This window comes from Pseudomonas sp. RIT-PI-q (assembly GCF_001297125.1).
In the GTDB taxonomy this organism is placed as follows: domain Bacteria; phylum Pseudomonadota; class Gammaproteobacteria; order Pseudomonadales; family Pseudomonadaceae; genus Aquipseudomonas.
The window spans coordinates 137,907-160,434 of the sequence record NZ_LHPC01000017.1; the positions used below are offsets into that span (position 1 = coordinate 137,907).

The window sequence follows — 22,528 nt, forward strand, 5'->3', positions numbered from 1 at the left end:
TGCGATCTGTTGATCTTGCTCGTTTGAGGAGTTAGACCATGCTGTCGCTTGAAGACATGGCATTGCTTGAAGCCATCCGCGAAACCGGCAGCCTGTCGCGGGCCGCGGCGCACCTGGGCAAGGCACCTTCGACCATCTCCTACGCGGCGCGACAACTGGAAGAGCGCTTCGACGCCTTGCTGTTCGACCGCCGTCGCTACCGCTTGCAACTCACCCCGGCCGGCGAGTTGCTGGTGAATGAAGCGGCGCGGCTGATGCAGGACGTTTCACGCCTGACCCAACGGGTGCAGCAAGTGGCCAATGGCTGGGAGAGCCGGCTGTGGATCGTCACCGACGAGTTGCTGGAATTCGAAGCCTTGATCCCGGTGATTCACGAGTTCGACGCGCTGCAATCCGGCGTGCCGCTGCGCATCACGCAAGAGGTGCTCAAAGGTGTTTGGGAAGCCCTGCGCGAAGGCCGCGCGGATCTGATCATCGGTGCCACCAACGAGCCACCGGCGATTCCCACATTGCGCTGGATGCAACTGGGGGAAATGGAGTGGGTGTTCGCGGTCTCACCGAAACACCCGCTGGCCAAGGCCAAAGAACAGATATCACGCGCCATGGTCGCGCAGCACCGGGCGATTGTCGTGGCCGATTCGTCCAGGGTCACCGAGGGCAGCACCTATGGCGTCTCCGGTGGGCAACCGGTGCTCGCGGTGCCGACCATGCGCGCAAAAATCCTCGCCCAGTGCGACGGTTTGGGCGTCGGCTGGTTACCGAAGCATCGGGTCGGTTCGCTGTTGAAGAACGGTACGCTGGTTGAAAAACAGATGGCCGACCCGCGCGAGCCGAACATTCTGTATGCCGGCTGGCGTGGCGATCATGACGGTCGCGCCCTGGGCTGGTGGCTGGAAAAACTCAAGCAATCGTATCTGTCGACCAAACTGGTTCAGGGCAGCGACCGCTTTGTCTGAAGACGATTCAGTCCTCAGTTGGCGATGACGCTCATGTTCCGGCCGCTGGCCTTGGCCACGTACAGCGCCTTGTCGGCGGCACCGATCAAGTCGTCAGGCTGGGCTTGCGCCGCCGGGTCGTAAGCGCAGACCCCCAGACTGACCGTTACCGTGCCTTCCGGGCTGGTACTGTGCGCAATGCCCGCCTGCTGAACCGCACGGCGGATTTTTTCCGCCACCAGGAACGCTCCCACATAGTCGGTCCCCGGCAGTACCACCGCAAACTCTTCACCCCCATAACGGGCGGCCAGATCGCCGGGCCGCTTGATGTTGTCGGTGATGATTGCGCTGATTTTGCGCAAACACTCATCACCGGCCAAATGACCGGATTGATCGTTGAAACTCTTGAAGTGATCGACATCGATCATCAGCAACGCAAGGCTGGTCTGGGTACGCCTGGCGCGGCCCATTTCCGCGAGGATGAACAAGTCAAACTGACGGCGGTTGGAAAGACCGGTCAGTGCGTCTTCCAGCGCCAGCAACTCAAGGCTGCGGTTGACCTCGATGAGCTTTTCCTGCGCGTCCAGCAAGACGCTTTGAACCTGATTCTGCTGCTTCATGAGCCGGATGAGGCGAAAACCCAGGAAGCTCAAAAACCCCAGCAGCAGAGAGACGATACCCGCGCTCAGCATCGTCTCCGCACGCCAGCCGGTCAGGACTTCCTCCTTGTCGAGCGCGGCGAAGATCACCAGCGGATAACCCTCGACCCGTCGAAACCCCACCACCCGCTCGACACCATCCACATAAGACTTGACCGTTGCCGTACCGGAATCACCCTTGGGCAACAGCTGCGTGAACAGCGGTCCCTTGGCAACGCTACTGCCGATTTCAGCTTCGTTGAACGGCCGGCGAACCACGATGCTGGCATCGTCGGCAATCAGGTTGATCACACCGTTGCGGCCCATGTCGATGTTGTCGTAGAGCGTAAGGAAGTGGTTGAGGTAAATGGTTGCCAGGGCCACACCGGCAAAACGCCCATCCGGGTAATTAAGGCGGCGCGACACGGTCATGATCCATTCACCGCTTGATCGGCTCTTGATCGACGGGCCGATATGCGGCCCGCGGTCGGGGTGATCGCGATGGAAGATGAAATATTCACGGTCGGAATTGTTGGCGTCGGGCAGGTTGGCACCGTTGGAATTGGCGAACCATCGGCCTTTTTCGTCAAACACGAACAAGCCATGGAGCTGGCTCAGTTCGCTGCGCTGCGCCATGAGCAAACGTTGCAATCGGGGTAACTGCGCCGGACCCATGCCATCGTTTTCGAGGCGGTCTACCAGGGCAAACAGCAACGTATCGGCTTGCTTTATCGACGCCCGCGCTTGCGACGCCAGGGTCTGCGCGAGGTTGGACATCGCCACTTCTTTGTCATGCAGATGGTACTGGCGCGAGTTCCAGGCTTCCCAAATCGCGATCGCGGTCATGGACAAACAGACCGCCACCAGCAGCACCACGGCAGAACGAACCTTGAGCTTCGCCCCGGTCTGCTCGGTCAACATCGACACGGCGGACCGGGATTTTTCAATGCGATCTTTAACGGATGGATTACCCATGACGTTCCCTGATTCCTGATGACATGGCGAATCTTCCCGTTCGCCCTTTTATGACCCATGACGGGTATCAGCCGCCCGGAGCAGGCGACTATGCCTCATCACACACCCGATAGGGTGATTTACCCGATAAGTATCCGCACGATTGTCCCGACCGGCGGCTGGTGTTTTTCCGTTACTTGAGGCTCCCCGCCAGAAATTGCTGCAACCGCTCGCTGCGCGGCTGTTCAAGAACAGTAGACGGTGCGCCCTGTTCTTCCACCCGGCCCTGATGCAAAAAGATCACGTGGTTAGACACCTGCCTGGCAAACGCCATCTCATGGGTGACCACCACCATCGTCCGGCCTTCTTCGGCAAGCTGCTGCATGACTTTGAGCACTTCACCCACCAGTTCCGGGTCGAGGGCAGAGGTCGGTTCGTCGAACAACATCACCTGCGGCTCCATGGCCAGCGCACGAGCAATGGCGACGCGCTGTTGCTGGCCTCCGGACAAATGGACCGGGTACTGAGTCTCGACCTTTTGTGGCAGGCCGACCTTGGCGAGGTAGTGGCGCGCCCGTTCCAGCGCCTCTGCGCGGCCGATCCCCAGCACACTCATCGGGCACTCGATGAGGTTTTCCAGCACGGTCATGTGGCTCCACAGATTGAAGTGCTGAAAGACCATCGACAGCTTGCTGCGCATGGCCTGCAACTGCCGCGGATCAGCCGCACATAACTCGCCCCGTGCATTCTTGCGGGTCAGCAGTTCTTCGGCATTGACGATGATGCGCCCGGCCGACGGTTGTTCGAGATGGTTGATACAGCGCAGGAAGGTACTTTTGCCCGATCCCGAGGAGCCGATGATGCTGATCACGTCCCCCGCCCTGGCCTTGAGTGAGACCCCCTTCAAGACTTCATGACTGCCGTAGTTCTTGTGTACGTCTTCAACGATCAATTTATACATTCGAGCGTGTCCAAAAAGGGTCAGTGCGTGCTGATACCTGTAGGAGCGAGCTTGCTCCGGGCGGCGTTCCGACGAAGGACTTGAGGGCGACGCGTTTATCCAGCAAACACGCGTTAGCGTTAACGTCCATCGCGAGCACGCTCGCTCCTACAAATGAGTCAGTGCGTGCGGGGTTTTAGGTAGGCCAGCCAATGCAGTTCGCCGCGACGAAACAGCCAGATCAGCAAAAACGCGCTGCCGGCATACAGCACCCCGGCAATCCCGAACGCGGTGAAAGAGGCGTAGGTCGCCGAGTTGACGTCCCGGGCGATCTTCAGCAAATCGGGGACCGTGGCGGTGAACGCCACCGAGGTCGAATGCAGCATCAGAATCACTTCGTTGCTGAAAAACGGCAGGGCCCGGCGCAACGCCGAGGGCAGGACGATCCGCCGATAGAGGGTGAACCGGCTCATCCCGTAGGCGCTGGCGGCCTCGATTTCGCCGTGCGGAGTGGCCCTGATCGCGCCGGCAAAAATCTCGGTCATGTAGGCACAGGTATTGAGCCCGAACGCCAGCACCGTGCAGTTGAAGCCGTCACGGAAAAACGCGTTGAGAAAATCCTGGGAACGCACCACATGCAAGCTGTACACCCCGGTGTAGAAGAACAGCAACTGGATGTACAACGGGGTGCCGCGAAACACGTAGGTGTAAGCCCAGACCGGCAGGCGCAGCAACGGGTTGCGGCTGACCCGGGCCATCGACAACGGCACCGCCAGCAGGAAGCCGCTCGCCACCGCAAGAATCAGCAACCACAAGGTCACCGCCAGCCCGGAAAAGTGCGGCCCGTCACTCCACAGGTAAGCTTGCCAATACTCTTCGAGAATGCCGGTCATAGCGCCGCCTTCCTGACACCCACCGAGTAACGGCGCTCAAGCCACATCAACACCCCGTTGGAAACCGTGGTAATGGCGAGATAGATCAAGCCGCCGACCAGGGTGAAATAGAAGAACTGCATCGAGCCTTTGCCCGCGTCCTGGGTGGCTTTGATGACATCGGTCAGGCCGATGATCGACACCAGCGCGGTCGACTTGATCAGCACTTGCCAGTTATTGCCGATGCCCGGCAACGCGTGACGCAGCATTTGCGGGAAGAGAATTTTGCCAAAGGTTTTGCCACGGCTCATGCCATAGGCCCTCGCCGCTTCGATCTGGCCCGCCGGGACCGCCTGAAACGCACCGCGAAAGGTCTCTGTAAAGTAAGCCCCGTAGATAAAGGACAGGGTGACGACACCGGCCAGGAACGGGTCGATGTCGATCTGCGCGATGCCCAGCCAGTCAGTCATGCGGTTGAGCAGCATCTGCAAGCTGAAGAACAGCAACAGCATGATCACCAGGTCCGGCATGCTGCGAATCAGCGTCGTATATCCGGTGGCCAGCCCGCGCAATAAACGGTTGGAGGACAACTTGGAACTGGCGCCGAGCAGCCCGGCCAGGACGGCGATCAACAATGACCACAGCGCCAGTTTGAGTGTGGCCAGGGTGCCCAGCAGAATCTGCGGGCCAAAGCCTTCCAGAAGCATTTCACTCTCCTTGTTTTTATTAGGTTGAGGTGAAGGGGAACGAGCGACGCGTTTCTTGAGCGAGGGGCGTTATTTCGCGCCGTAGACGTCGAAATCGAAGTATTTTTTGTTGATCCGCTCGTAGGTGCCGTTGGCGAGAATCGTTGCCAGGGCCTTGTTCAGGTCTTCGCGCAACTCGACATCGTTCTTGCGCACGCCGATGCCGTCACCGACGCCGAAGAAGGCTGGATCGTCGAGGGTCGCGCCGGCGAATTCATAGTCCTTGCCCTGCGCCGTGTTGAGGAACCCGTAACTGGCCTGGATCGAGCCCTGCAACGAAGCATCGAGTCGTCCCACCACGAGGTCGGCGTATACCTGGTCCTGATTCTGATAGGACAGAACGTCCACACCTTTCGAACCCCAGGCGGCTTTTGCATACGCCTCCTGAGTCGAGCCCTGCTCTACGCCAATGCGTTTGCCCTTGAGCGATTCGAGGCTCGGCAGCAAGCCCGATCCGCGCCTGACCACCAACCGGGCCGGCGCATTCGACACCTTTTCGGTAAAGGCAATCTGCTCCTGGCGCTTGGGCGTCACGGTCATCGACGACGCCACCGCATCGAACTTGCGCGCCAGCAGCGCCGGGATCATCCCGTCCCAGCTGCTTTCGACCCAGATGCATCGGGCTTTGAGCTCTGCACAAAGCGCCTCGGCGATATCGACCCCGAAGCCGGTCAGCGTGCCGTCCTGGTTTTTGTACTCCAGCGGCGGATACGTGGGATCGACCCCCAACTTCAGGACTTTGCCCGACCAGTCGGCCGCCCCGGCGAGGCTCGACGCCGTTAACAAAACCAGTGAAACGGCAGCAATCATCTTGTTCATTGTTATTTTTCCTCTCCAGACCCTGCGTGACGCTGAAAATACGATTCTCAACGCAGAAAACGTTCGACCAACTTGACCCAATAGCTCGCACCGATTGGCAGGCATGCATCGTTGAAGTCATAGCCGGGGTTGTGCAGCAGGCAGCCGCTATCGCCGTCGCCGTTGCCGATCACCAGGTAGCTGCCGGGGCATTTTTCGAGGATGAAGGCAAAGTCCTCACTCGCGGTGAAGGGCCGCAGGTCGTCGATCAACTGCCCTTCTCCCAACCATTCGCGCGCAACCTCTCGGGCAAACGCGGTGGGCTCGGGATGGTTGATCAACACCGGATGACAATGCTGATAATCGATCTCGGCCCGGGCGCCAAAACTGGCTGCCTGACCGTTCACCAATTCGGTGATCCTGACTTCGAGCAACTGGCGAATCTCGGGGGTCAGGGCGCGTACGCTCAGGCTCATCGTGGCGCTGGAAGGGATGACATTCGAGGCGCTGCCGGCATGAATCGAGCCCACCGTGATAATCGCCATGTCCTGCGGATTGACGTTGCGCGAGACGATGCTTTGCAGGGCAATCACGATGGAGGAACAGACCACCACCGGGTCGATGGCCTTGTGCGGCACCGCACCATGGCCACCGTTGCCGATGATGTTGATGGTCACCGTGTCGGCAGACGCCATGAACGGTCCGCTGTAAAAGCCCAGGTGCCCGACGGGGTAACCCGGTACGTTGTGCATGGCGAATATTGCGTCACACGGAAAGCGCTCAAGCAGGCCCTCTTCCAGCATTTTCCGCGCACCGCCCAGCCCTTCTTCCGCCGGTTGGAAAATCAGCTGCAGCGTGCCGTTGAAGGCGCGGGTTTGCGCGAGGTATTTAGCGGCTGCCAGCAGGGTTGCCGTGTGTCCGTCGTGGCCACAGGCATGCATGACGCCGTCGATCCGGCTGGCATAGGGCAAACCGGTGGCTTCCTGAATCGGCAGTGCATCCATGTCGGCGCGCAAACCGATGGACCGGCCCTCGCCGTTTTTCAAGGTGGCGACCACCCCGGTCTTACCCACGCCAGTGCTGACCTCGAAGCCCCACTGCGTCAAACACCGGGCAACCCGTTCACTGGTGACGAACTCTTCAAAGCCGAGCTCGGGGTGCGCGTGAAGGCTGTGGCGCAAGGCGATCATTTCGTCCTGCATCTCTGCAATACCCGGCAAGACAGCGTCTGTGTTCATTGTTGTATTCCTTTCGCTAAGACCTGAGCGGCTGTTGAGCTGGATCTTAGGCAACGGACGCTGGGCTGGGGAGGCCCAGTTTGGTTATGATGACAACCCTGAGTTGTCACCAGGGTGAGCAGATGAAACTGCATCAATTACAAGCACTGATTGCCAGCGCCGAAACCGGTAGCATCCGGGCGGCGGCACGTTCGCTGGACATCTCCCAGGCGGCCGTGACCAAAGCGTTGCGCGAGCTGGAAACCGCCCAGCAGCTACCGCTGTTCACCCGAACGCCCAGCGGCCTGAACTTCACTGAATACGGGAAAGTGTTGCTGACCCACGCCCGGCTGGTGATCAAGCAACTCGAGCATGCGCAAGCCGAGCTCGACCATATGCGCGGCAAGGCTCAGGGCCGGCTGTGTGTCGGGATCACGCCGTGGATCGCCCTGACGTTCTTGCCTGAAGTGGTGCTGGCCTTCCGTGAGCGGATGCCGGAAATCCGCCTGGAGCTGTTCGAAAGTCTGATGGCCGTGGCCCAGCCACTGTTGCGTGATGGCAGCATGGATTTCGCCATCGGCCAGCTTCACCCTTCACAATCCACTCAGGAATTCGCCTGCGAAACCTTGCTCGATTACCAGACGTCGGTGCTGGTCCGCGAGGGTCATGCGCACCAACATGCTCGATCGATTCATGAGCTGCTGGAGCAGAACTGGACGCTGAACTATGCGCCGGACGGCCACGATGGACTGATGCAGGAATTGTTCTGGAAACACGGCGCGCAGATCGATGAAAACCGCATCGTTCGGGCCCATTCACTGGCCATATTGCAGATGATGGTCGAGCGCGCCGACATGTGCACCTGGGGGCCGTCCATCGTCAGTATCGCCCCTCCCTTCCTCGGCCGCGTGGTTTCACTGGGGCTGAGCGAACAGTTCGAACCCCGGCAGCTGAGCATCGTCACCCGACGCAACGGCTCGCTGAGCAATGCGGCACTGTGCTTCACCGATTGCCTGTTGCAGGTCATCCGCCGCCATGCCCGTTCGGCGAAAAAGGAAGACCGGGAACTCTTTGAAACCTTGCGCCTTCGGGTTTAGCCGATCCCTGTAGCAGCTGCCGAAGGCTGCGTTCGGCGGCGAAGCCGTCGTAAAACCTGCGTGCTCGGTGCCTCTGACATACCGTGTTGTCTGATTTTGCGACGGCTTCGCCGCCGAACGCAGCCTTCGGCAGCTGCTACATTAGGGATCGCGTTGGCTGATCGGCATCGATCCAAGGTTTTACCGTGGCGTCTGCTTTATCGCCTCCAGCCACGCCGGATTCAATTGCGTCTGTTCAGTGTCGATGCCCAGCGCTTCCATTCGCGCCTTGTGTTGATCCATTTCCCGGGTCAATTGGCTGTGATCACTGGAGTTGCCGTCCAACTCATGCATCTGGCTCAACCCCAGATGATAGAAGCGCAACAGCTTCATAGCGGTCGGATCACCGGCCTCCACCGCTGCCGTGACCTGATGCATGATGTTGGTGACGCTCATCAGGCTGCGCTTGAGCCTCCAGCCGTAAACGGCGGGCGCCATCCATTCCTGGCTCCAGAATTTACCGCGCATCAACGCGACCATCAGCAACACCGCGACAAACACGCCGCCGACGTTAAACCGCAGGTTGTCGCCGCCGGGCTCGCCGAACAGGGCCACCGCCGCGGTGGACAAGACCATGGCCAGCGCCAGGAAAATCAGGGCGATGATGAAAGTGCTGCGTCGTGTCTGCTGCCGGTAGGTGGCGGCATTTTTCGGCTGGATTTCGAACATCGCGGCAGGATTCCTTGGGGGCATGAACAAAAAGAGTGCGGGGCATTATCGCCTCTGCGAGCGTTTTAGCTATGCTGAGGCTCCTTTTCATCTTTTCATCGTCAAACGGGGAACATGGCGATACAGCGCAGTTCGTGCCATCTTCTTTCTTGGATACATACTATTCGGATGCCATTTGCCTGTATGAACGGCATCGTTTTAAGGATCATTGAATGACCCAACGACAAGTAATCAACGCCTCGGTCAGCCCGAAAGGCAGCCTGGAAACCCTCTCTCAGCGCGAAGTCCACCAACTGAGCGAAGCCGGTTCCGGCAGCACCTACACCCTCTTCCGCCAGTGCGCCCTGGCCATCCTCAATACCGGCGCCCACGTTGATAACGCCAAGACCATCCTCGAAGCCTACAAGGATTTCGAAATCCGCATTCACCAGCAGGACCGTGGCGTACGCCTCGAACCGCTGAACGCCCCTGCCGACGCCTTCGTCGACGGCGAAATGATCGCCAGCACCCGGGAAATGCTCTTCAGCGCCCTGCGCGACATCGTCTACACCGAAAACGAACTCGACGCCCAGCGCATCGACCTGAGCACGTCGCAGGGCATCAGCGACTACGTCTTCCACCTGCTGCGCAACGCCCGCACCCTGCGCCCCGGCGTCGAGCCGAAGATCGTGGTGTGCTGGGGCGGCCACTCGATCAACACCGAAGAATACAAATACACCAAGAAAGTCGGCCACGAACTGGGCCTGCGCAGCCTCGATATCTGCACCGGTTGCGGCCCCGGCGTGATGAAAGGCCCGATGAAAGGCGCGACCATCGCCCATGCCAAGCAACGCATTCACGGCGGGCGCTACCTCGGTTTGACCGAGCCCGGCATCATCGCCGCCGAAGCGCCGAACCCGATCGTCAACGAACTGGTGATCCTGCCGGACATCGAAAAACGTCTGGAAGCGTTCGTGCGCGTCGGCCACGGCATCATCATTTTCCCGGGCGGCGCCGGCACGGCCGAAGAGTTCCTGTACCTGCTCGGCATCCTGATGCACCCGGACAACGCAGGCCTGCCGTTCCCGGTGGTCCTCACCGGGCCGAAACATGCCGCGCCGTACCTGGAACAACTGGATGCCTTCGTCGGCGCCACACTGGGTGACGCCGCGAAGCAGCACTACGAAATCATCATCGACGACCCGGCGGAAGTCGCGCGCTACATGACCCAGGGCCTCAAAGCGGTGAAACAGTTCCGCCGCGAGCGCAACGACGCGTTCCATTTCAACTGGTTGCTGAAAATCGACGAGGGCTTCCAGCGCCCGTTCGACCCGACCCACGAAAACATGGCCACCCTGAACCTGAGCCGCGATCTGCCGGCCCACGAACTGGCCGCCAACCGGCGCCGCGCGTTCTCCGGCATCGTCGCCGGCAACGTCAAGGACAAGGGCATCCGCCTGATCGAAGAACACGGGCCGTACCAGATCCGCGGCGATGCAGCGGTGATGCAACCGCTGGATCAACTGCTCAAGGCGTTCGTCGCCCAGCACCGGATGAAACTGCCGGGTGGCGCGGCGTATGTGCCGTGTTATCAGGTGGTTGCGTAACAAAGCTAATGTAAGCCGTTGCGCCACGTGCCGAAGCAATCGCTTCGGCACGCCGCATTCTATGGAAAGAGAAACGACGATGCGCCAACGCAATGCCGCCAGGCTCCTGGTCCTCAACCCATCCAATCAGGTGCTGCTGTTTCGCTTCCAGCACAAGGGCGATGCCCTCGACGGTCGCGATTATTGGGCGACGCCTGGGGGTGGCCTGGAAAAAGGTGAAACCTTCGAAGCCGCCGCGATTCGCGAACTGCTCGAAGAAACCGGTCTGCACGTCGACACCGTGGGCACGAGCGTGCGTGAGCGCAGTTTTCAGATGATGTTGCCCAGCGGCGAATCGGTCTTGGCCGTGGAGCGCTATTTCGTCGTCCGGGCGAACAGTGAGCAACTGACACGCGATGGATGGACGGAAGATGAAGCGCGAGTAATGACAGAGCATAAATGGTGGTCAGTGGCCGAACTGCAAGAAACCGGCGAAACCGTGTGGCCAGAACGTTTGATTGAAATGCTTGAAAACGCCTGACCGTTCCCGATCTACAGAACACCGCAAATCCCCTGTGGGAGCGAGCCTGCTCGCGAAGGCGGCGTGTCAGCCAACACCAAGGGTGACTGACAGCCCGCCTGTGTACATCTGCCAGGGACTGGTTAGTTGTCAGGCCGTCTTCGCTGGCAAGCCAGCTCCTACAATGGGTCCACCCCCTGTGGGAGCGGGCTTGCCCGCGATGGGACCGTCACATCCAACATCACCCCCTGTGGGAGCGAGCCTGCTCGCGAAGGTCGTCAACGATGACGCGTTAAAACAGGATAAACGCGGTGCCCATGGGTTCATCGCGAGCAACACCGGGTAGGTACTCAACCCCCCTGATTGCCACAATCTGCAAACTTGCTGTAATCCAGCACCTTCTGCACACCGCTGGAATCCAGGTAAGTCATCCGGGCATTGACGATGCCGCAATTGGCGCCGCCCTCTTCTACAGTAGAAATAACCTGCTTGATATCCAGATGGGAACCATAAGCGTGCGTCTGCGGCTGGGTATCGGCGTGAGCCGAAACGGCTGCAACGCTCAGCACAGCGAAGAAGCTTGCAGCGAAGAGTTTGTTCACGTTCATGATGATGTCCTCAGGGTTGCAATGGGGAGTGGTACGAGGCAAGTCGTCCTGTCTCGATGGAACCCATTCAATCAACCCGAGGTATCTGCCATGTGTCGTAAAACCGCCGCTATTAAGGCGTAAGGTGTCACACAGGAGCCTGGATACAGTTCGGTACATACGCACCGGAAAAACACCGTGCGAATAATAAGAGGGTTGAGCAATGGAACACGTGAACCACATCCTGATCGTCGACGACGATCGTGAGATTCGCGAACTGGTGGGAAATTACCTGAAGAAGAACGGCCTGCGCACCACCGTGGTCGCCGACGGCCGGCAAATGCGCAGCTTTCTCGAAGCCAACACCGTGGACCTGATCGTGCTCGACATCATGATGCCCGGCGATGACGGCCTACTGCTGTGCCGCGAACTGCGCTCGGGCAAGCACAAAGCCACGCCGATCCTGATGCTCACCGCGCGCAACGATGAAACCGATCGCATCCTCGGCCTGGAAATGGGCGCCGACGATTACCTGACCAAACCCTTCGCCGCCCGCGAACTGCTGGCGCGGATCAACGCCGTGCTGCGCCGTACCCGGATGCTGCCGCCCAACCTGCTGATCACCGAAACCGGCCGGCTGCTGGGTTTCGGCCGCTGGCGCCTGGACACCACCGCCCGCCACTTGCTGGATGAAGGCGGCACCATGGTGGCCCTCAGCGGCGCTGAATACCGATTGCTGCGGGTGTTCCTCGATCACCCGCAACGGGTGCTCAGCCGTGACCAATTGCTCAACCTGACCCAGGGCCGCGACGCCGACCTGTTCGACCGTTCCATCGATTTGCTGGTGAGCCGCCTGCGCCAACGGCTGATGGATGACTCCCGGGAACCGACCTACATCAAAACCGTGCGCAGCGAAGGCTACGTGTTCTCCTACCCGGTGGAATTGCTCGGCGCGGAGTCATGACTCAGCTCTGCGCCGCCCCCGATACCTGTAGCAGCTGCCGAGCCTGCGAGGCTGCGTTCGGCGGCGAAGCCGTCGCAATCCGGTAAATGCGGTCCGCCTGATACAACGTGGTCACAGGTTTTACGACGGCTGCGCCGCCGAACGCAGCCTCGCAGGCTCGACAGCTGCTACAGGGTCTTGTGTATTGCAGTGTGTCTGGGAGGCCTTGGGATACAAGCGCTTTAACTCGACGGAAATTTTGAAACAGGCCAGATACGTCGCTGCGCTCAACTGTGCACATTGCCCATCACAGGTTGAGTGTTCCCCCATGACAGACCCCATCAACACCAAACGCCGGCATTTCCTGCAAATCGCCGGTATCGGTGCGGCGAGCCTTGCCGCGAGCAACTTGCTCAGCATCGGTACAGCCCAAGCGGCAACAACGCCGGCCAAACCCGCTGCTGCACTGACACCGATCAAGCAGATCCGCGCTGGCGTCCTCGACATCGGTTACTACGAGGCCGGCCCGAAAACCGGCCCGGTGGTGCTGTTGCTGCACGGTTATCCGTACAGCATTCAGAGCTTCGAAGAAGTCGCACCGATTCTCGCTGCTCGCGGTTTCCGGGTGATCGTGCCGCACCTGCGCGGCCATGGCACCACCCGTTTCATCGGCCCGGCCACGCCGCGTGCCGGCCAGCAAGGCGCCATCGGCGACGACGTGATCGCCTTGATGGACGCCCTGAACATCAAGACCGCCGTGTTCGCCGGTTTCGACTGGGGCGGCCGCGCAGCCTGTGTCGCCGCCGCGCTCTGGCCGGAACGCTGCACCGGGCTGGTGAGCGTCAACAGCTACCTGGTGCAGGACATCGCCCACGCCACGGCGCCGATCCCGGCAAAAATCGAATCGGGCCTGTGGTATCAGTATTACTTCCAGACCGAACGCGGCCGCCTCGGCCTGACCGCCGATCCGTCCGGCATCGCCAAAGTCATCTGGACCCGCAACTCGCCGGCCTGGGCGTTCGACGACGCGACCCTGGCGCGCACCGCCGTCCATTTCAACAACCCGGATTACGTCGATGTGGTGATTCACTCCTACCGCCATCGCCTCGGCCTGGCTGACGGTTATCCGGCCTACGTCGACATCGAAAAACGCCTGGCCGCCCTGCCGCCGATCACCCAGCCAGCGATCACCCTCGATGGCCTCACCGACGGCAACTACCCGGCCAGCGATGGCTCGGCCACGGCCAAGCGATTCACCGGCAAACGTATTCCCCGTCAGGTGCCGAATGCGGGGCACAACCTGCCCCAGGAAGCACCACAAGCGTTTGCCGATGCGGTGATTGATGTCGCGGCGCTGTAAGCGATGATTTCCCTGTCCGACTTGCTGCGGTTTGCCATGGGGTTGTTACTGGCGGCGGTGCTTTGCGTCAGTGTCGACACCAAAAGTGCCCGGGCGGCGGAACCGGGCCAGGCGCCGCTGGAGTTACTCGTGCTCGGCTCGGGCGGGCCGGGCGCTGGCGGCCGGGCCGGCGCCGGGTACGTGGTGCTGCTCGACGGCACTCCGCGAATTCTGCTGGATGCCGGACCGGGGACGTTCGTGCGATTGGGTGAAGCGCAGCTCGATATTCGCTACCTGGACATCGTGCTGCTGACGCACCTGCATGTCGATCACGTGGCGGAACTGCCGGGCATCGTCAAGGCGCGGGCCGTGGCGTCACGGTCCGCTATCGATTTCCAGGTCTTCGGGCCAGGTGCTGCTCCCCCCTTCCCTCCCACCCGCCATTACATCGACCTGATGTTCGGCAAGGACGGCGCCTTCAGTTACTTGCAGGATTTCGCCGGGACCGTGGCGTTCGACACCACTGACATTGATAACGCCACGACCGCCAAAACCATTCTCAGCGAGGACGGCCTGCTGATCACTGCGGTGGCCGGCCATCCCCGCGACGCCCCGGCCGTGATCTATCGCGTCGACTACAAAGGCAAAAGCATCACCTTCAGCGGTGACATCGACGCCCATGGCCACGCCGCGCTGACGCGCATTGCCAAGGGCTCGGATTTACTGGTGTTCAATGCCGCTGTACTGGATCCACCCGACTCGCCGCCAGCGCTTTACGCGTTGCACACAGCGCCGGGCGACATCGGCAACATCAGCGCCGCCGCCGACGTGTCGAGCCTGTTGCTCAGCCATCTGTCGCGAGACATCGATGAGTCCCGTGACGCCGTGACTCAATCCATCCGCCACAGCTACCACGGTCCGGTGCAGTTCGCCGAGGATGGCTTGCGCATTCAGCCGTAAACCGTTTTGTATCCGTCTGTATAAGAACCCGCGACAGATACGCAAACCCCGATTTCGTGGCATTCGCGCACACATCAGCGATACACCCGAGCGTTTAACTGTGAACACCAGATAGCAGCAGCTACTGACCCACTCAAACTAAAGCGCACGGAGAATCACCCATGTTCAACTTCTCGAAAGTCTCGTCCCTGGCACTCGGCTTGGCACTGGTAGGCGGTCTCGGCCTGTCGAACCTGGCCACGGCCAGCACTGAATCCCACAGCCCGGTCCAGCAACTGCTGGTGGAAGGCGGTGCCGATCGCCTGCAAGAGCTGCGTGAACGTGTCGCCGAAGGGGGTTCCGACCGCCTGATCGAGAACCGCGTTGCCGAGGGCGGTGCCGACCGTCTGCAAGAACTGCGCGAACGTGTCGCCCTGACCAGCCCGAGCAACGCCGTACGCGGCGGTGTGATCGTTGCCGAGAACCGCGCCGAGTTCGGTTCGAAATATCAGCGGTACTGATCACGAAGCCACCAAGATCAACTGTGGGAGCGAGCTTGCTCGCGAAGGCGGAGTGTCAGCAGACATCCATGCTGGATGTCACACCGCTTTCGCGAGCTTGCTCGCTCCCACAGGGGTTATTTGTCGGCCGGGCAATCACCGGCAGTCCTGAGATCTGACGCAATAGTCCGACAATTTCTCGGGACAGGTGCTGCACGCTCGTACTAAGATTTGCGCTTCATTTCATCAAGGACGATTCATGAAGCGCTATGTCGGTTGCCTGTTGTTCTTCCTGACATTCACCGCGGTCGCCGCCGATCTGAACATGCTCACCGACAACCATCCTCCCCTGCATTTTCAGCAAGGCAGCGAGTTGGTGGGGTTTGGCGTGGATGTGGTGCACGCGCTGGCCGAACGCGCCGGCGACCAGGTGCATCTGCAACAAGTCCCGTTGCTGCGCGCCTTGCACATCGCCACGACCGAACCTGCCACCGGCGTGTTCACCGTGATGCGCACGCCCGAGCGCGAGGCCCAGTACCAGTGGGTCGGACCGCTGATGGACGTGGAAACCGCGCTCTATTCCGCTGACAATGCTCAGCAACCCGTACGCAGTTTGCAGCAAGCCGCGAGCCTTGGTCGTATCGCCGTCCCGCGAAAATGGCTGGCCTACGGTTACTTGCAACAGCAGGGTTTGAACAATGTCTACGGCGTGGAAACGCCCGAGCAAATGATGCGTCTGGCGCGACTGGGCCGCACCGAATTTGTGGTGGCCGACACCCTCTCCATCGCCACCCTGGCGCGCGAAGAAGGGTTGGCGCCCAGCCAGTTGCACTATCAGATGCCGCTGATGAAACAAGGCACGTACATCGCGTTTTCCCCGCAAACCGATGCGCGACAGGTGGCGCGTTGGCAACAGGCACTGGACGAGATGAACCGTGACGGCCGTCTGGAACAACTCAAGCAGCGCTGGCTAAGCGACAACACGCCGCGCTGACGGTGGATCAACGCGCTCGATAACAACTATGCGCAAGGGTGCTTTTTCATTGCGACGCGCCAGCCCTAGAGTGGCCACATCTTCTCCCCACTCTTCTGGAGCAACATCATGAAAAGCATCATCGGTCTTGGTTTCGCCCTGTCGGTTCTTGGCGCTACATCGGCCATTGCCGCACCCCACGCCACCTCGCAAGTCGTGGCAGCCGTGAAAGTCAGCCAACCGGCCACGCTGAACGTGAACACCGTCGGCGTTGATCACAAAGACAGCCAGGCAAGCAAACTGTACGTCGCTGAAAATCGTCCTGAGTTTGGTTCGAAGTATCAGCGTTATTGATTAACGGCTTTGTGCCGCTATCAACAAGAACCCCCGGGTAGATCCTGTCTATCCGGGGGTTCTCGTTTGTGAAGCCGAGGCAGGACTTAGTCGGTGTAACCCAGCCGCACGGCCCGGCTTTCCTGCGCCTGGCCACGGGTCGCCAGGCAATAGTAGAGCGGACACGTCACCAGCAACCCTACCAGCCACGACAGGTCCGCGCCGTCGACAAGGTTGGCGTAAGGCCCGACATATAACGACGTATTGGCAAACGGCAGTTGCACGATAATCCCGATGAAATACGCAACAATCGCATGCAGGTTGAAACGCCCGTAAATCCCGCCGTCCGCACGGAAAATCGAGGCGATGTCGTAGCTGCCGCGCTTGATCAGGTAGAAGTCAATCAGGTTGATCGACGCCCAAGGCACCAGCACCAGTAACAACGCCAGAATCAACCCGATGAACTGCGAGATGAAATCCGCCGAAGCGCCCAGCGCCACCACACAGCACCCCGCCAGCACCCCACTCGACAACACCACGCGAACCTTGATGCTCGGCGTCCACTGGCTGGCGAAGGTCTGGATCGAGGTGATGATCGACAGCACCGCGCCGTACAGATTCAAGGCGTTGTGGCTGATGATATTGAGCAAAAACAGCACCATCAGAATAGGCCCCAACCAGCCGGTGGACTGCTTCACAGCAGCCATTGCCTCGGTGCCTTCCGGGGTCGCCAGCACCGCGACCGCGCCAAAGGTAAACGACAGAATAGTACCCAGCGTTGCCCCCAGATAAGTGGCAAAAAACGGACGGGCAATACCGATATCCGCCGGCAGGTAACGCGAGTAATCCGACACATAAGGCGAAAAGCTGATCTGCCAGATGATCCCCAGCGATACCGTCGCCAACCAGCCAGACAGATTGAAACCGCCACGACTGAAAAAGTCCGCCGGCAGATCATGGGCAAAGATGTAAAGGAAGCCAGCGAGCAAGGCGCTGCCCATGACCCAGGTGCCGATACGATTAAGGGTGTGAATGAAGCGGTAGCCGATCACCCCGATTGCAGTGGCGCCGAGGGCGCCCATGAGGATGCTCGCGGATACCGGAACTGAAGGCGCGATGCCGACAATCGACTTGCCCGCAAGCACGATGTTGGAGATGAAAAAACCGATGTAGATGATCGCCGCGAAAAACACGATCAGCAGCGCACCAAAACGACCGAACTGGCCACGGCTCTGGACCATCTGCGGAATCCCCATGCGCGGGCCTTGTGCCGACGCGAGGGCAATCACCAGGCCGCCGACCATATGCCCGAGCGCAATCGCCAGCAATCCCCAGAACAGGTCGAGATGAAACACCTGAACCACCATGGCACCGGTGACGATGGGCAGTGGCGCGATGTTGGTGCTGAACCATAAGGTGAAAAGATCGCGGGCCTTCCCGTGGCGCTCTGCGAGGGGGACGTAGTCGACCGTGTGATTCTCGATCAGGGGGTCTTGCCGGGACATCTCGGACATGTGCGTGAACTCTAGTTTGTCTGATCTTATAGTTGTACGAAGCCAAACCGGGGGTACTCGATGGCACCCGCTCAGATGCGAGCCATATTATGGTATTCCAACATTTTCACAAGACTGATCCGGTTTTTTAACACCCCGCTGATCGGCAATCCTGCCGCCTAAAAGCACGCCATGCCTAGCGTAAAGCCCCGTAAACATTGACTTTAAGACCGAATATGCACGTTTATCGGTTCACAGAAAAAGCCCTTGCAAACTATGTATTACGGTATACCATCAGACCTACAAACCCATAAGAATTCACGTTACATCGCCAGAGGACCGTCCCATGATCGATGCCGCCATCTACAAACAAGTGATGGGTTCGTTTCCGTCCGGTGTGACCGTGATCACCACGCTGGATGACGACGGTCAAATCGTCGGCCTGACCGCCAGCGCCTTCAGTTCGCTGTCCATGGACCCGGCCCTGGTGCTGTTCTGCCCCAACTACAGCTCCGATTCCTACCCGGTGCTGATCAAAAACAAACGCTTTGCCATTCACGTCCTGTCCGGCGGCCAGCAGAGCGAAGCGTATGCGTTCGCCCGTAAAGGCAAAGACAAGGCCCAAGGCATCGAATGGACCTTGAGCGAACTGGGCAACCCGATTCTGGCCAATGCCACCGCAGTGATCGAATGCGAGTTGTGGCGCGAATATGAAGGCGGCGACCACGCCATCATGGTCGGTGCAGTGAAGAACCTGATCGTGCCCCAACAGAACGCCGGGCCACTGGTGTATTGCCACGGCAAAATGGGCGCCCTGCCCGTTCTCGCCTGATTCGACAACAAAGATCGCAGCCTGCGGCAGCGCCTACAGGTGTACGCCGCTAGAATGCAGGAGCTGCCGCAGGCTGCGATCTTTTGATCTTTCCAAGATAACCCTTTTGCAAATATGCCGTGTTAGGGCATACCAACAAAACAACAAAGATCCGAGGTAAGCGTCATGAAGTTTTCCCTGTTCGTGCACATGGAACGTTGGGACGAAAGCGTCAGCCACCGTCAGCTGTTCGAAGACTTGACCGAACTGACCCTGATGGCCGAGGCCGGTGGTTTCAGCACGGTCTGGATCGGCGAACACCACGCCATGGAATACACCATCTCGCCTAGCCCGATGCCGCTGTTGGCTTACCTCGCAGCCAAGACCACCACCATTCACCTCGGCGCCGGCACCATCATTGCGCCGTTCTGGCACCCGTTGCGGGTGGCCGGCGAGTGCGCGTTGCTCGACGTGATCAGCAACGGTCGCATGGAAGTCGGCCTGGCCCGCGGTGCCTATCAGGTCGAATTCGACCGCATGGCCGGCGGCATGCCCGCCTCGTCTGGCGGCCAGGCATTGCGTGAGATGGTTCCGGTGGTCCGCGCGCTGTGGCAAGGCGATTACGCCCACGACGGCGATATCTGGAAATTTCCGACCTCCACCAGCGTGCCCAAGCCGATCCAGAAGCCCAATCCGCCGATGTGGATCGCCGCGCGCGACCCGGACTCGCACAACTTTGCCGTGGCCAACGGCTGCAACGTCATGGTCACGCCGCTGATGAAGGGCGACGAAGAGGTCCTCGACCTGAAGAACAAGTTCCAGACCGCCCTGGACAACAACCCGGACGTACCGCGCCCGCAACTGATGGTACTGCGCCACACTCACGTTCACGCCGTCGATGACCCGGAAGGCTGGAAAGTCGGGGCCAAGGCGATCTCGCGTTTCTACCGCACCTTCGACGCCTGGTTCGGCAATAAGGAAGTGCCGGTCAACGGCTTCCTGGCGCCAAGCCCGGAAGAGAAATTCGCCGCGCGCCCTGAGTTCGAACTGGAGAGTCTGCACAGGACCGCCATGATCGGCACCCCGGAAGAAATCATTCCGCGCATCAAGTATTACCAGGAACTGGGCGTCGACGAATTCAGCTTCTGGTGCGATAACAGCTTGCCCCACGCGGAGAAGAAAAAATCCCTGGAGCTGTTTATCAAACACGTGGTGCCAGCGTTTCGCTGAGTCCATCACCCTGCCCCCGGACGCGAAGCCTGGGGGCCTGACTGACGTGTAGGGTCGATTCCCATGCTGAACGATCGCCGCCCATCACTCGCCCCTTCCTCCGGCGCCGAGCAGGCTTACCTGCGCGGCGAATGGAGCGCTTCGCACCTGCATTTCAAGCGCCTGCGCGCCAGCGTTTCCGCCAAGCAGAACGGCTTCTGGCAAATAGTTCACTGAGCCCACCCGAACAGAACTCCACGCACCTCAGGTCCCGTCATCGCGGGGCGTGTGCGGTGCATTGTGCTTCGGCTCATGATCAGGTTTGCTCAATGAACAATAAAAACGCGCTGTTGATCATCGACATGCAACAAGAGGACGGTTTCGTCCTGGAAAACCTCGACACCGTGGTCAGCCATACGGCCGCCCTGCTCGATACCGCCCGCCGTCAGCGGGTGCCCGTCATCTATACCCGCCACATCAATAAAGCCGACGGTCGTGACCTGCCGCGTGGTGAACCGCGAGCGGCCGACGGCGGCCCGAGCAGTTATCGCGCCGGCACCCGGCAAGTGCAAATCATCGAGTGCCTGGCACCGCAGCCGGATGAGCTGATTATCGACAAGGGCCGCTACAGCGCCTTCCACCGCACCGACCTCGATGCCCGGCTGAAGACACTTGAAATCGACACCCTGATCGTCAGCGGCGTGTTGACCGATGTCTGCGTGCTCAGCACGGTGTTCGATGCCTTCGCCCTGGGTTATCACATTCGCCTGGTCAGCGACGCCTGCACCACGACCACCCTGGCGGGACACTACTCGGCGCTGTTGATCATGGCCAACTGGGTCTATTCCCTGGAAATCCTAAGCTGCGCCCAATGCCTGCGAGCCCTGGAAAGCCGCGACTATCTGAGCCTGGCTCCCGACTGCCCGGACGCTTTCGCCCATCAGCCCCACGAGTTCGAAAACACCATCGCCCGTTTGCACACCCACCTCGCCCGGACTCAGGAGTGATCGCCATGCAAGTCGAAAAAAGAAGCATCGATTTCATTCCTGAAGCCGAGCGTCATGGTCAACCTGGCTCGCTGTTTTTCATCTGGTTCGGCGCCAACATGAACATCACCACTATCGCCTCTGGCGTGTTGCCGGTGGTCATGGGGCTTAATCTGTTCTGGAGCGCTGTGGCGATCATTCTCGGCTCGCTGCTGGGGGCGATTTTCATGGCCTCTCATTCGGCCCAGGGACCGAAACTCGGCATCCCGCAGATGATCCAGAGCCGGGCCCAGTTCGGCGTACTCGGGGCGGTGTTGCCGCTGCTGTTCGTGATGCTCATCTACCTGGGCTTCTTTGTCAGCAACACCTTGCTCGCCGCCCAGGCGCTGGAGTCGGTCAGCCCGCTGCCTGCCACCGGCAACATCTACCTGATTGGCGCGTTGTGCTTCGTCGTCGCGCTGTATGGCTATCGCCTGATCCATCGGCTGCAGAAGTTGCTGTCGCTGCTTTCGCTGTTGGTGTTCATCGCCGCAACGGTGCTCGCCTTGCAACTGCCGATCCCGGCCGAACAATGGCTGCCGACGGGTTTCTCTCTGTCGAAGTTTCTGGTGGCCGTGAGCATTGCCGTCACCTGGCAACTGTCCTATGCGCCGTATGTCGCCGACTATTCACGCTACCTGCCAAGCAGCACGCCGACCGCCCAGGTGTTCTGGTACAGCTACGCCGGCACGGTCAGCGGCGGTGCATGGATGATGATTCTCGGGGCGATCCTCAGCGTCGGGATCGGCGACTTTTCCAGCAACGTCGGCAGCCATGTCGCCGGGCTGTTTGGTAGCGGCGCGCTGCTGCTGTTCGCGTTCATCCTCTATGGCCAGGTGTCGATCAATGTCTTCAACCTGTACGGCGCTTTCATGTCGACCATCACCGTGATCGAACCCTTTGCCCGACTCAAAGTAACGCCTCGGGTACGCGGCCTGTTCATGCTGGTGATTAGTCTGGTCGCCACGGCCTTGTGCACCATCAGTCAGGACGATTTCATCAACTTCTTCCTCAACTTCATTTTCTTTATGAGCTACTTCCTGATTCCCTGGACGGCGATCAATCTGGTGGACTACTACTGCCTGCGCAAAGGTCAGTACCGGATCGAAGACATCTTCGACCTGAACGGGATTTATGGGCGCATCAACTGGATTGCCTGCGGCAGTTTCGTGCTGGCGATTGCCCTGGAAATTCCGTTCATGAACACCACGCTGTACGTCGGCCCGGTGGCTACCGCGCTGGACGGTGTGGACCTGGCATGGATCGTCGGGCTGCTGGTGCCGGCCCTGAGCTACTACGGATTAATGAAGCTCGCCAAGCGTGCGCCGGCGGTGGGCCAAGCGATGCCGTAGATCAGGCATCTGATCGCGTGCCTGTTCCGAGATC

The 22,528-nt window shown here is 60.0% G+C and carries 24 protein-coding genes; 15 read left to right on the forward strand and 9 right to left on the reverse strand.

Translation table 11 applies throughout. The features are described 5' to 3' along the window. Positions 1 to 38 precede the first annotated feature (38 nt). Positions 39 to 956: a LysR family transcriptional regulator gene (locus AEQ67_RS04495; protein ID WP_059402687.1), complete on the forward strand. Its 918-nt coding sequence runs from the start codon at positions 39 to 41 to the stop codon at positions 954 to 956. A 14-nt stretch (positions 957 to 970) separates the two neighbouring features. Here the strand turns inward: AEQ67_RS04495 and AEQ67_RS04500 are convergent, their stop codons facing one another. The 6 genes from AEQ67_RS04500 to AEQ67_RS04525 form a co-directional block, all read right to left on the reverse strand. Continuing rightward, positions 971 to 2,548: a sensor domain-containing diguanylate cyclase gene (locus tag AEQ67_RS04500; protein ID WP_059402688.1), complete on the reverse strand. Its 1,578-nt coding sequence runs from the start codon at positions 2,546 to 2,548 to the stop codon at positions 971 to 973. Between the two features lie 172 nt (positions 2,549 to 2,720). Beyond that, on the reverse strand, positions 2,721 to 3,488 hold the full coding sequence (locus AEQ67_RS04505; RefSeq protein ID WP_059402689.1) for an ABC transporter ATP-binding protein: 768 nt from the start codon (positions 3,486 to 3,488) through the stop codon (positions 2,721 to 2,723). A gap of 158 nt (positions 3,489 to 3,646) precedes the next feature. Next, entirely contained in the window at positions 3,647 to 4,360 is a 714-nt protein-coding gene (locus tag AEQ67_RS04510; RefSeq protein ID WP_059402690.1) for an ABC transporter permease, read from the reverse strand. Further along, positions 4,357 to 5,046 carry an ABC transporter permease gene (locus AEQ67_RS04515; RefSeq protein WP_059402691.1) on the reverse strand — a complete coding sequence of 230 codons (690 nt, stop codon included), beginning with the start codon at positions 5,044 to 5,046 and terminating at the stop codon, positions 4,357 to 4,359. Before AEQ67_RS04515 ends, AEQ67_RS04510 begins: the two co-directional genes overlap by 4 nt. A 69-nt stretch (positions 5,047 to 5,115) precedes the next feature. Beyond that, a complete protein-coding gene (locus AEQ67_RS04520) occupies positions 5,116 to 5,904 on the reverse strand; it encodes an ABC transporter substrate-binding protein (RefSeq protein WP_059402692.1) in 789 nt (262 codons plus the stop codon). Positions 5,905 to 5,951: 47 nt separating this feature from the next. Continuing rightward, complete coding sequence (locus tag AEQ67_RS04525; protein ID WP_059402693.1) at positions 5,952 to 7,121, reverse strand: M20 aminoacylase family protein; 1,170 nt, start codon at positions 7,119 to 7,121, stop codon at positions 5,952 to 5,954. Positions 7,122 to 7,207: 86 nt separating this feature from the next. Between AEQ67_RS04525 and AEQ67_RS04530 the strand changes: the two genes are divergently transcribed. Next, positions 7,208 to 8,197 (forward strand): LysR family transcriptional regulator, encoded by a 990-nt coding sequence (locus AEQ67_RS04530; protein WP_161807458.1) that lies wholly within the window; start codon positions 7,208 to 7,210, stop codon positions 8,195 to 8,197. A 180-nt stretch (positions 8,198 to 8,377) separates the two neighbouring features. Here AEQ67_RS04530 and AEQ67_RS04535 read toward each other — a convergent pair whose 3' ends face one another. Then, complete coding sequence (locus AEQ67_RS04535; protein WP_059402695.1) at positions 8,378 to 8,905, reverse strand: DUF3087 domain-containing protein; 528 nt, start codon at positions 8,903 to 8,905, stop codon at positions 8,378 to 8,380. Positions 8,906 to 9,117: 212 nt separating this feature from the next. Between AEQ67_RS04535 and ppnN the strand changes: the two genes are divergently transcribed. Next, positions 9,118 to 10,491: a nucleotide 5'-monophosphate nucleosidase PpnN gene (gene ppnN / locus AEQ67_RS04540; protein ID WP_059402696.1), complete on the forward strand. Its 1,374-nt coding sequence runs from the start codon at positions 9,118 to 9,120 to the stop codon at positions 10,489 to 10,491. Between the two features lie 79 nt (positions 10,492 to 10,570). After that, complete coding sequence (locus tag AEQ67_RS04545; protein WP_059402697.1) at positions 10,571 to 11,011, forward strand: NUDIX hydrolase; 441 nt, start codon at positions 10,571 to 10,573, stop codon at positions 11,009 to 11,011. A 329-nt stretch (positions 11,012 to 11,340) separates the two neighbouring features. Here the strand turns inward: AEQ67_RS04545 and AEQ67_RS04550 are convergent, their stop codons facing one another. Further along, the gene (locus AEQ67_RS04550) at positions 11,341 to 11,598 is read right to left on the reverse strand and encodes a DUF2790 domain-containing protein (protein WP_059402698.1); all 258 of its coding nucleotides are present in this window, start codon (positions 11,596 to 11,598) and stop codon (positions 11,341 to 11,343) included. Positions 11,599 to 11,800: 202 nt separating this feature from the next. Between AEQ67_RS04550 and AEQ67_RS04555 the strand changes: the two genes are divergently transcribed. The 6 genes from AEQ67_RS04555 (at position 11,801) to AEQ67_RS04580 (ending at position 16,625) form a co-directional block, all read left to right on the forward strand. Beyond that, positions 11,801 to 12,541: a response regulator gene (locus tag AEQ67_RS04555; RefSeq protein ID WP_059402699.1), complete on the forward strand. Its 741-nt coding sequence runs from the start codon at positions 11,801 to 11,803 to the stop codon at positions 12,539 to 12,541. 307 nt (positions 12,542 to 12,848) lie between these two features. Then, positions 12,849 to 13,880 (forward strand): alpha/beta fold hydrolase, encoded by a 1,032-nt coding sequence (locus tag AEQ67_RS04560; protein WP_177333629.1) that lies wholly within the window; start codon positions 12,849 to 12,851, stop codon positions 13,878 to 13,880. Positions 13,881 to 13,883: 3 nt separating this feature from the next. Continuing rightward, the gene (locus AEQ67_RS04565; protein ID WP_059402700.1) at positions 13,884 to 14,819 is read left to right on the forward strand and encodes an MBL fold metallo-hydrolase; all 936 of its coding nucleotides are present in this window, start codon (positions 13,884 to 13,886) and stop codon (positions 14,817 to 14,819) included. Between the two features lie 161 nt (positions 14,820 to 14,980). Further along, positions 14,981 to 15,319 (forward strand): hypothetical protein, encoded by a 339-nt coding sequence (locus AEQ67_RS04570; protein WP_059402701.1) that lies wholly within the window; start codon positions 14,981 to 14,983, stop codon positions 15,317 to 15,319. Positions 15,320 to 15,557: 238 nt separating this feature from the next. Next, positions 15,558 to 16,292 (forward strand): substrate-binding periplasmic protein, encoded by a 735-nt coding sequence (locus AEQ67_RS04575; RefSeq protein WP_059402702.1) that lies wholly within the window; start codon positions 15,558 to 15,560, stop codon positions 16,290 to 16,292. Positions 16,293 to 16,400: 108 nt separating this feature from the next. Further along, on the forward strand, positions 16,401 to 16,625 hold the full coding sequence (locus tag AEQ67_RS04580; protein ID WP_059402703.1) for a hypothetical protein: 225 nt from the start codon (positions 16,401 to 16,403) through the stop codon (positions 16,623 to 16,625). A gap of 86 nt (positions 16,626 to 16,711) precedes the next feature. On the opposite strand, the gene AEQ67_RS04585 is transcribed toward AEQ67_RS04580, so the two are convergent. After that, the gene (locus AEQ67_RS04585) at positions 16,712 to 18,118 is read right to left on the reverse strand and encodes a purine-cytosine permease family protein (RefSeq protein ID WP_059402704.1); all 1,407 of its coding nucleotides are present in this window, start codon (positions 18,116 to 18,118) and stop codon (positions 16,712 to 16,714) included. A 325-nt stretch (positions 18,119 to 18,443) separates the two neighbouring features. Here AEQ67_RS04585 and AEQ67_RS04590 point away from each other — a divergent pair, with 325 nt between their 5' ends. The 5 genes from AEQ67_RS04590 to AEQ67_RS04605 all read left to right on the forward strand — a co-directional run bounded on the left by AEQ67_RS04590 (position 18,444) and on the right by AEQ67_RS04605 (position 22,494). Then, entirely contained in the window at positions 18,444 to 18,929 is a 486-nt protein-coding gene (locus tag AEQ67_RS04590; protein WP_056740501.1) for a flavin reductase family protein, read from the forward strand. 165 nt (positions 18,930 to 19,094) lie between these two features. Further along, on the forward strand, positions 19,095 to 20,138 hold the full coding sequence (locus tag AEQ67_RS04595) for an LLM class flavin-dependent oxidoreductase (protein ID WP_059402705.1): 1,044 nt from the start codon (positions 19,095 to 19,097) through the stop codon (positions 20,136 to 20,138). 63 nt (positions 20,139 to 20,201) lie between these two features. Further along, positions 20,202 to 20,354, forward strand: coding sequence for a hypothetical protein (locus AEQ67_RS35940; protein ID WP_177333630.1), 153 nt, complete (start codon positions 20,202 to 20,204; stop codon positions 20,352 to 20,354). 92 nt (positions 20,355 to 20,446) lie between these two features. Further along, positions 20,447 to 21,124, forward strand: coding sequence for an isochorismatase family cysteine hydrolase (locus tag AEQ67_RS04600; RefSeq protein WP_059402706.1), 678 nt, complete (start codon positions 20,447 to 20,449; stop codon positions 21,122 to 21,124). A 5-nt stretch (positions 21,125 to 21,129) separates the two neighbouring features. Further along, complete coding sequence (locus tag AEQ67_RS04605) at positions 21,130 to 22,494, forward strand: purine-cytosine permease family protein (protein WP_059402707.1); 1,365 nt, start codon at positions 21,130 to 21,132, stop codon at positions 22,492 to 22,494. Positions 22,495 to 22,528: the final 34 nt, after the last annotated feature.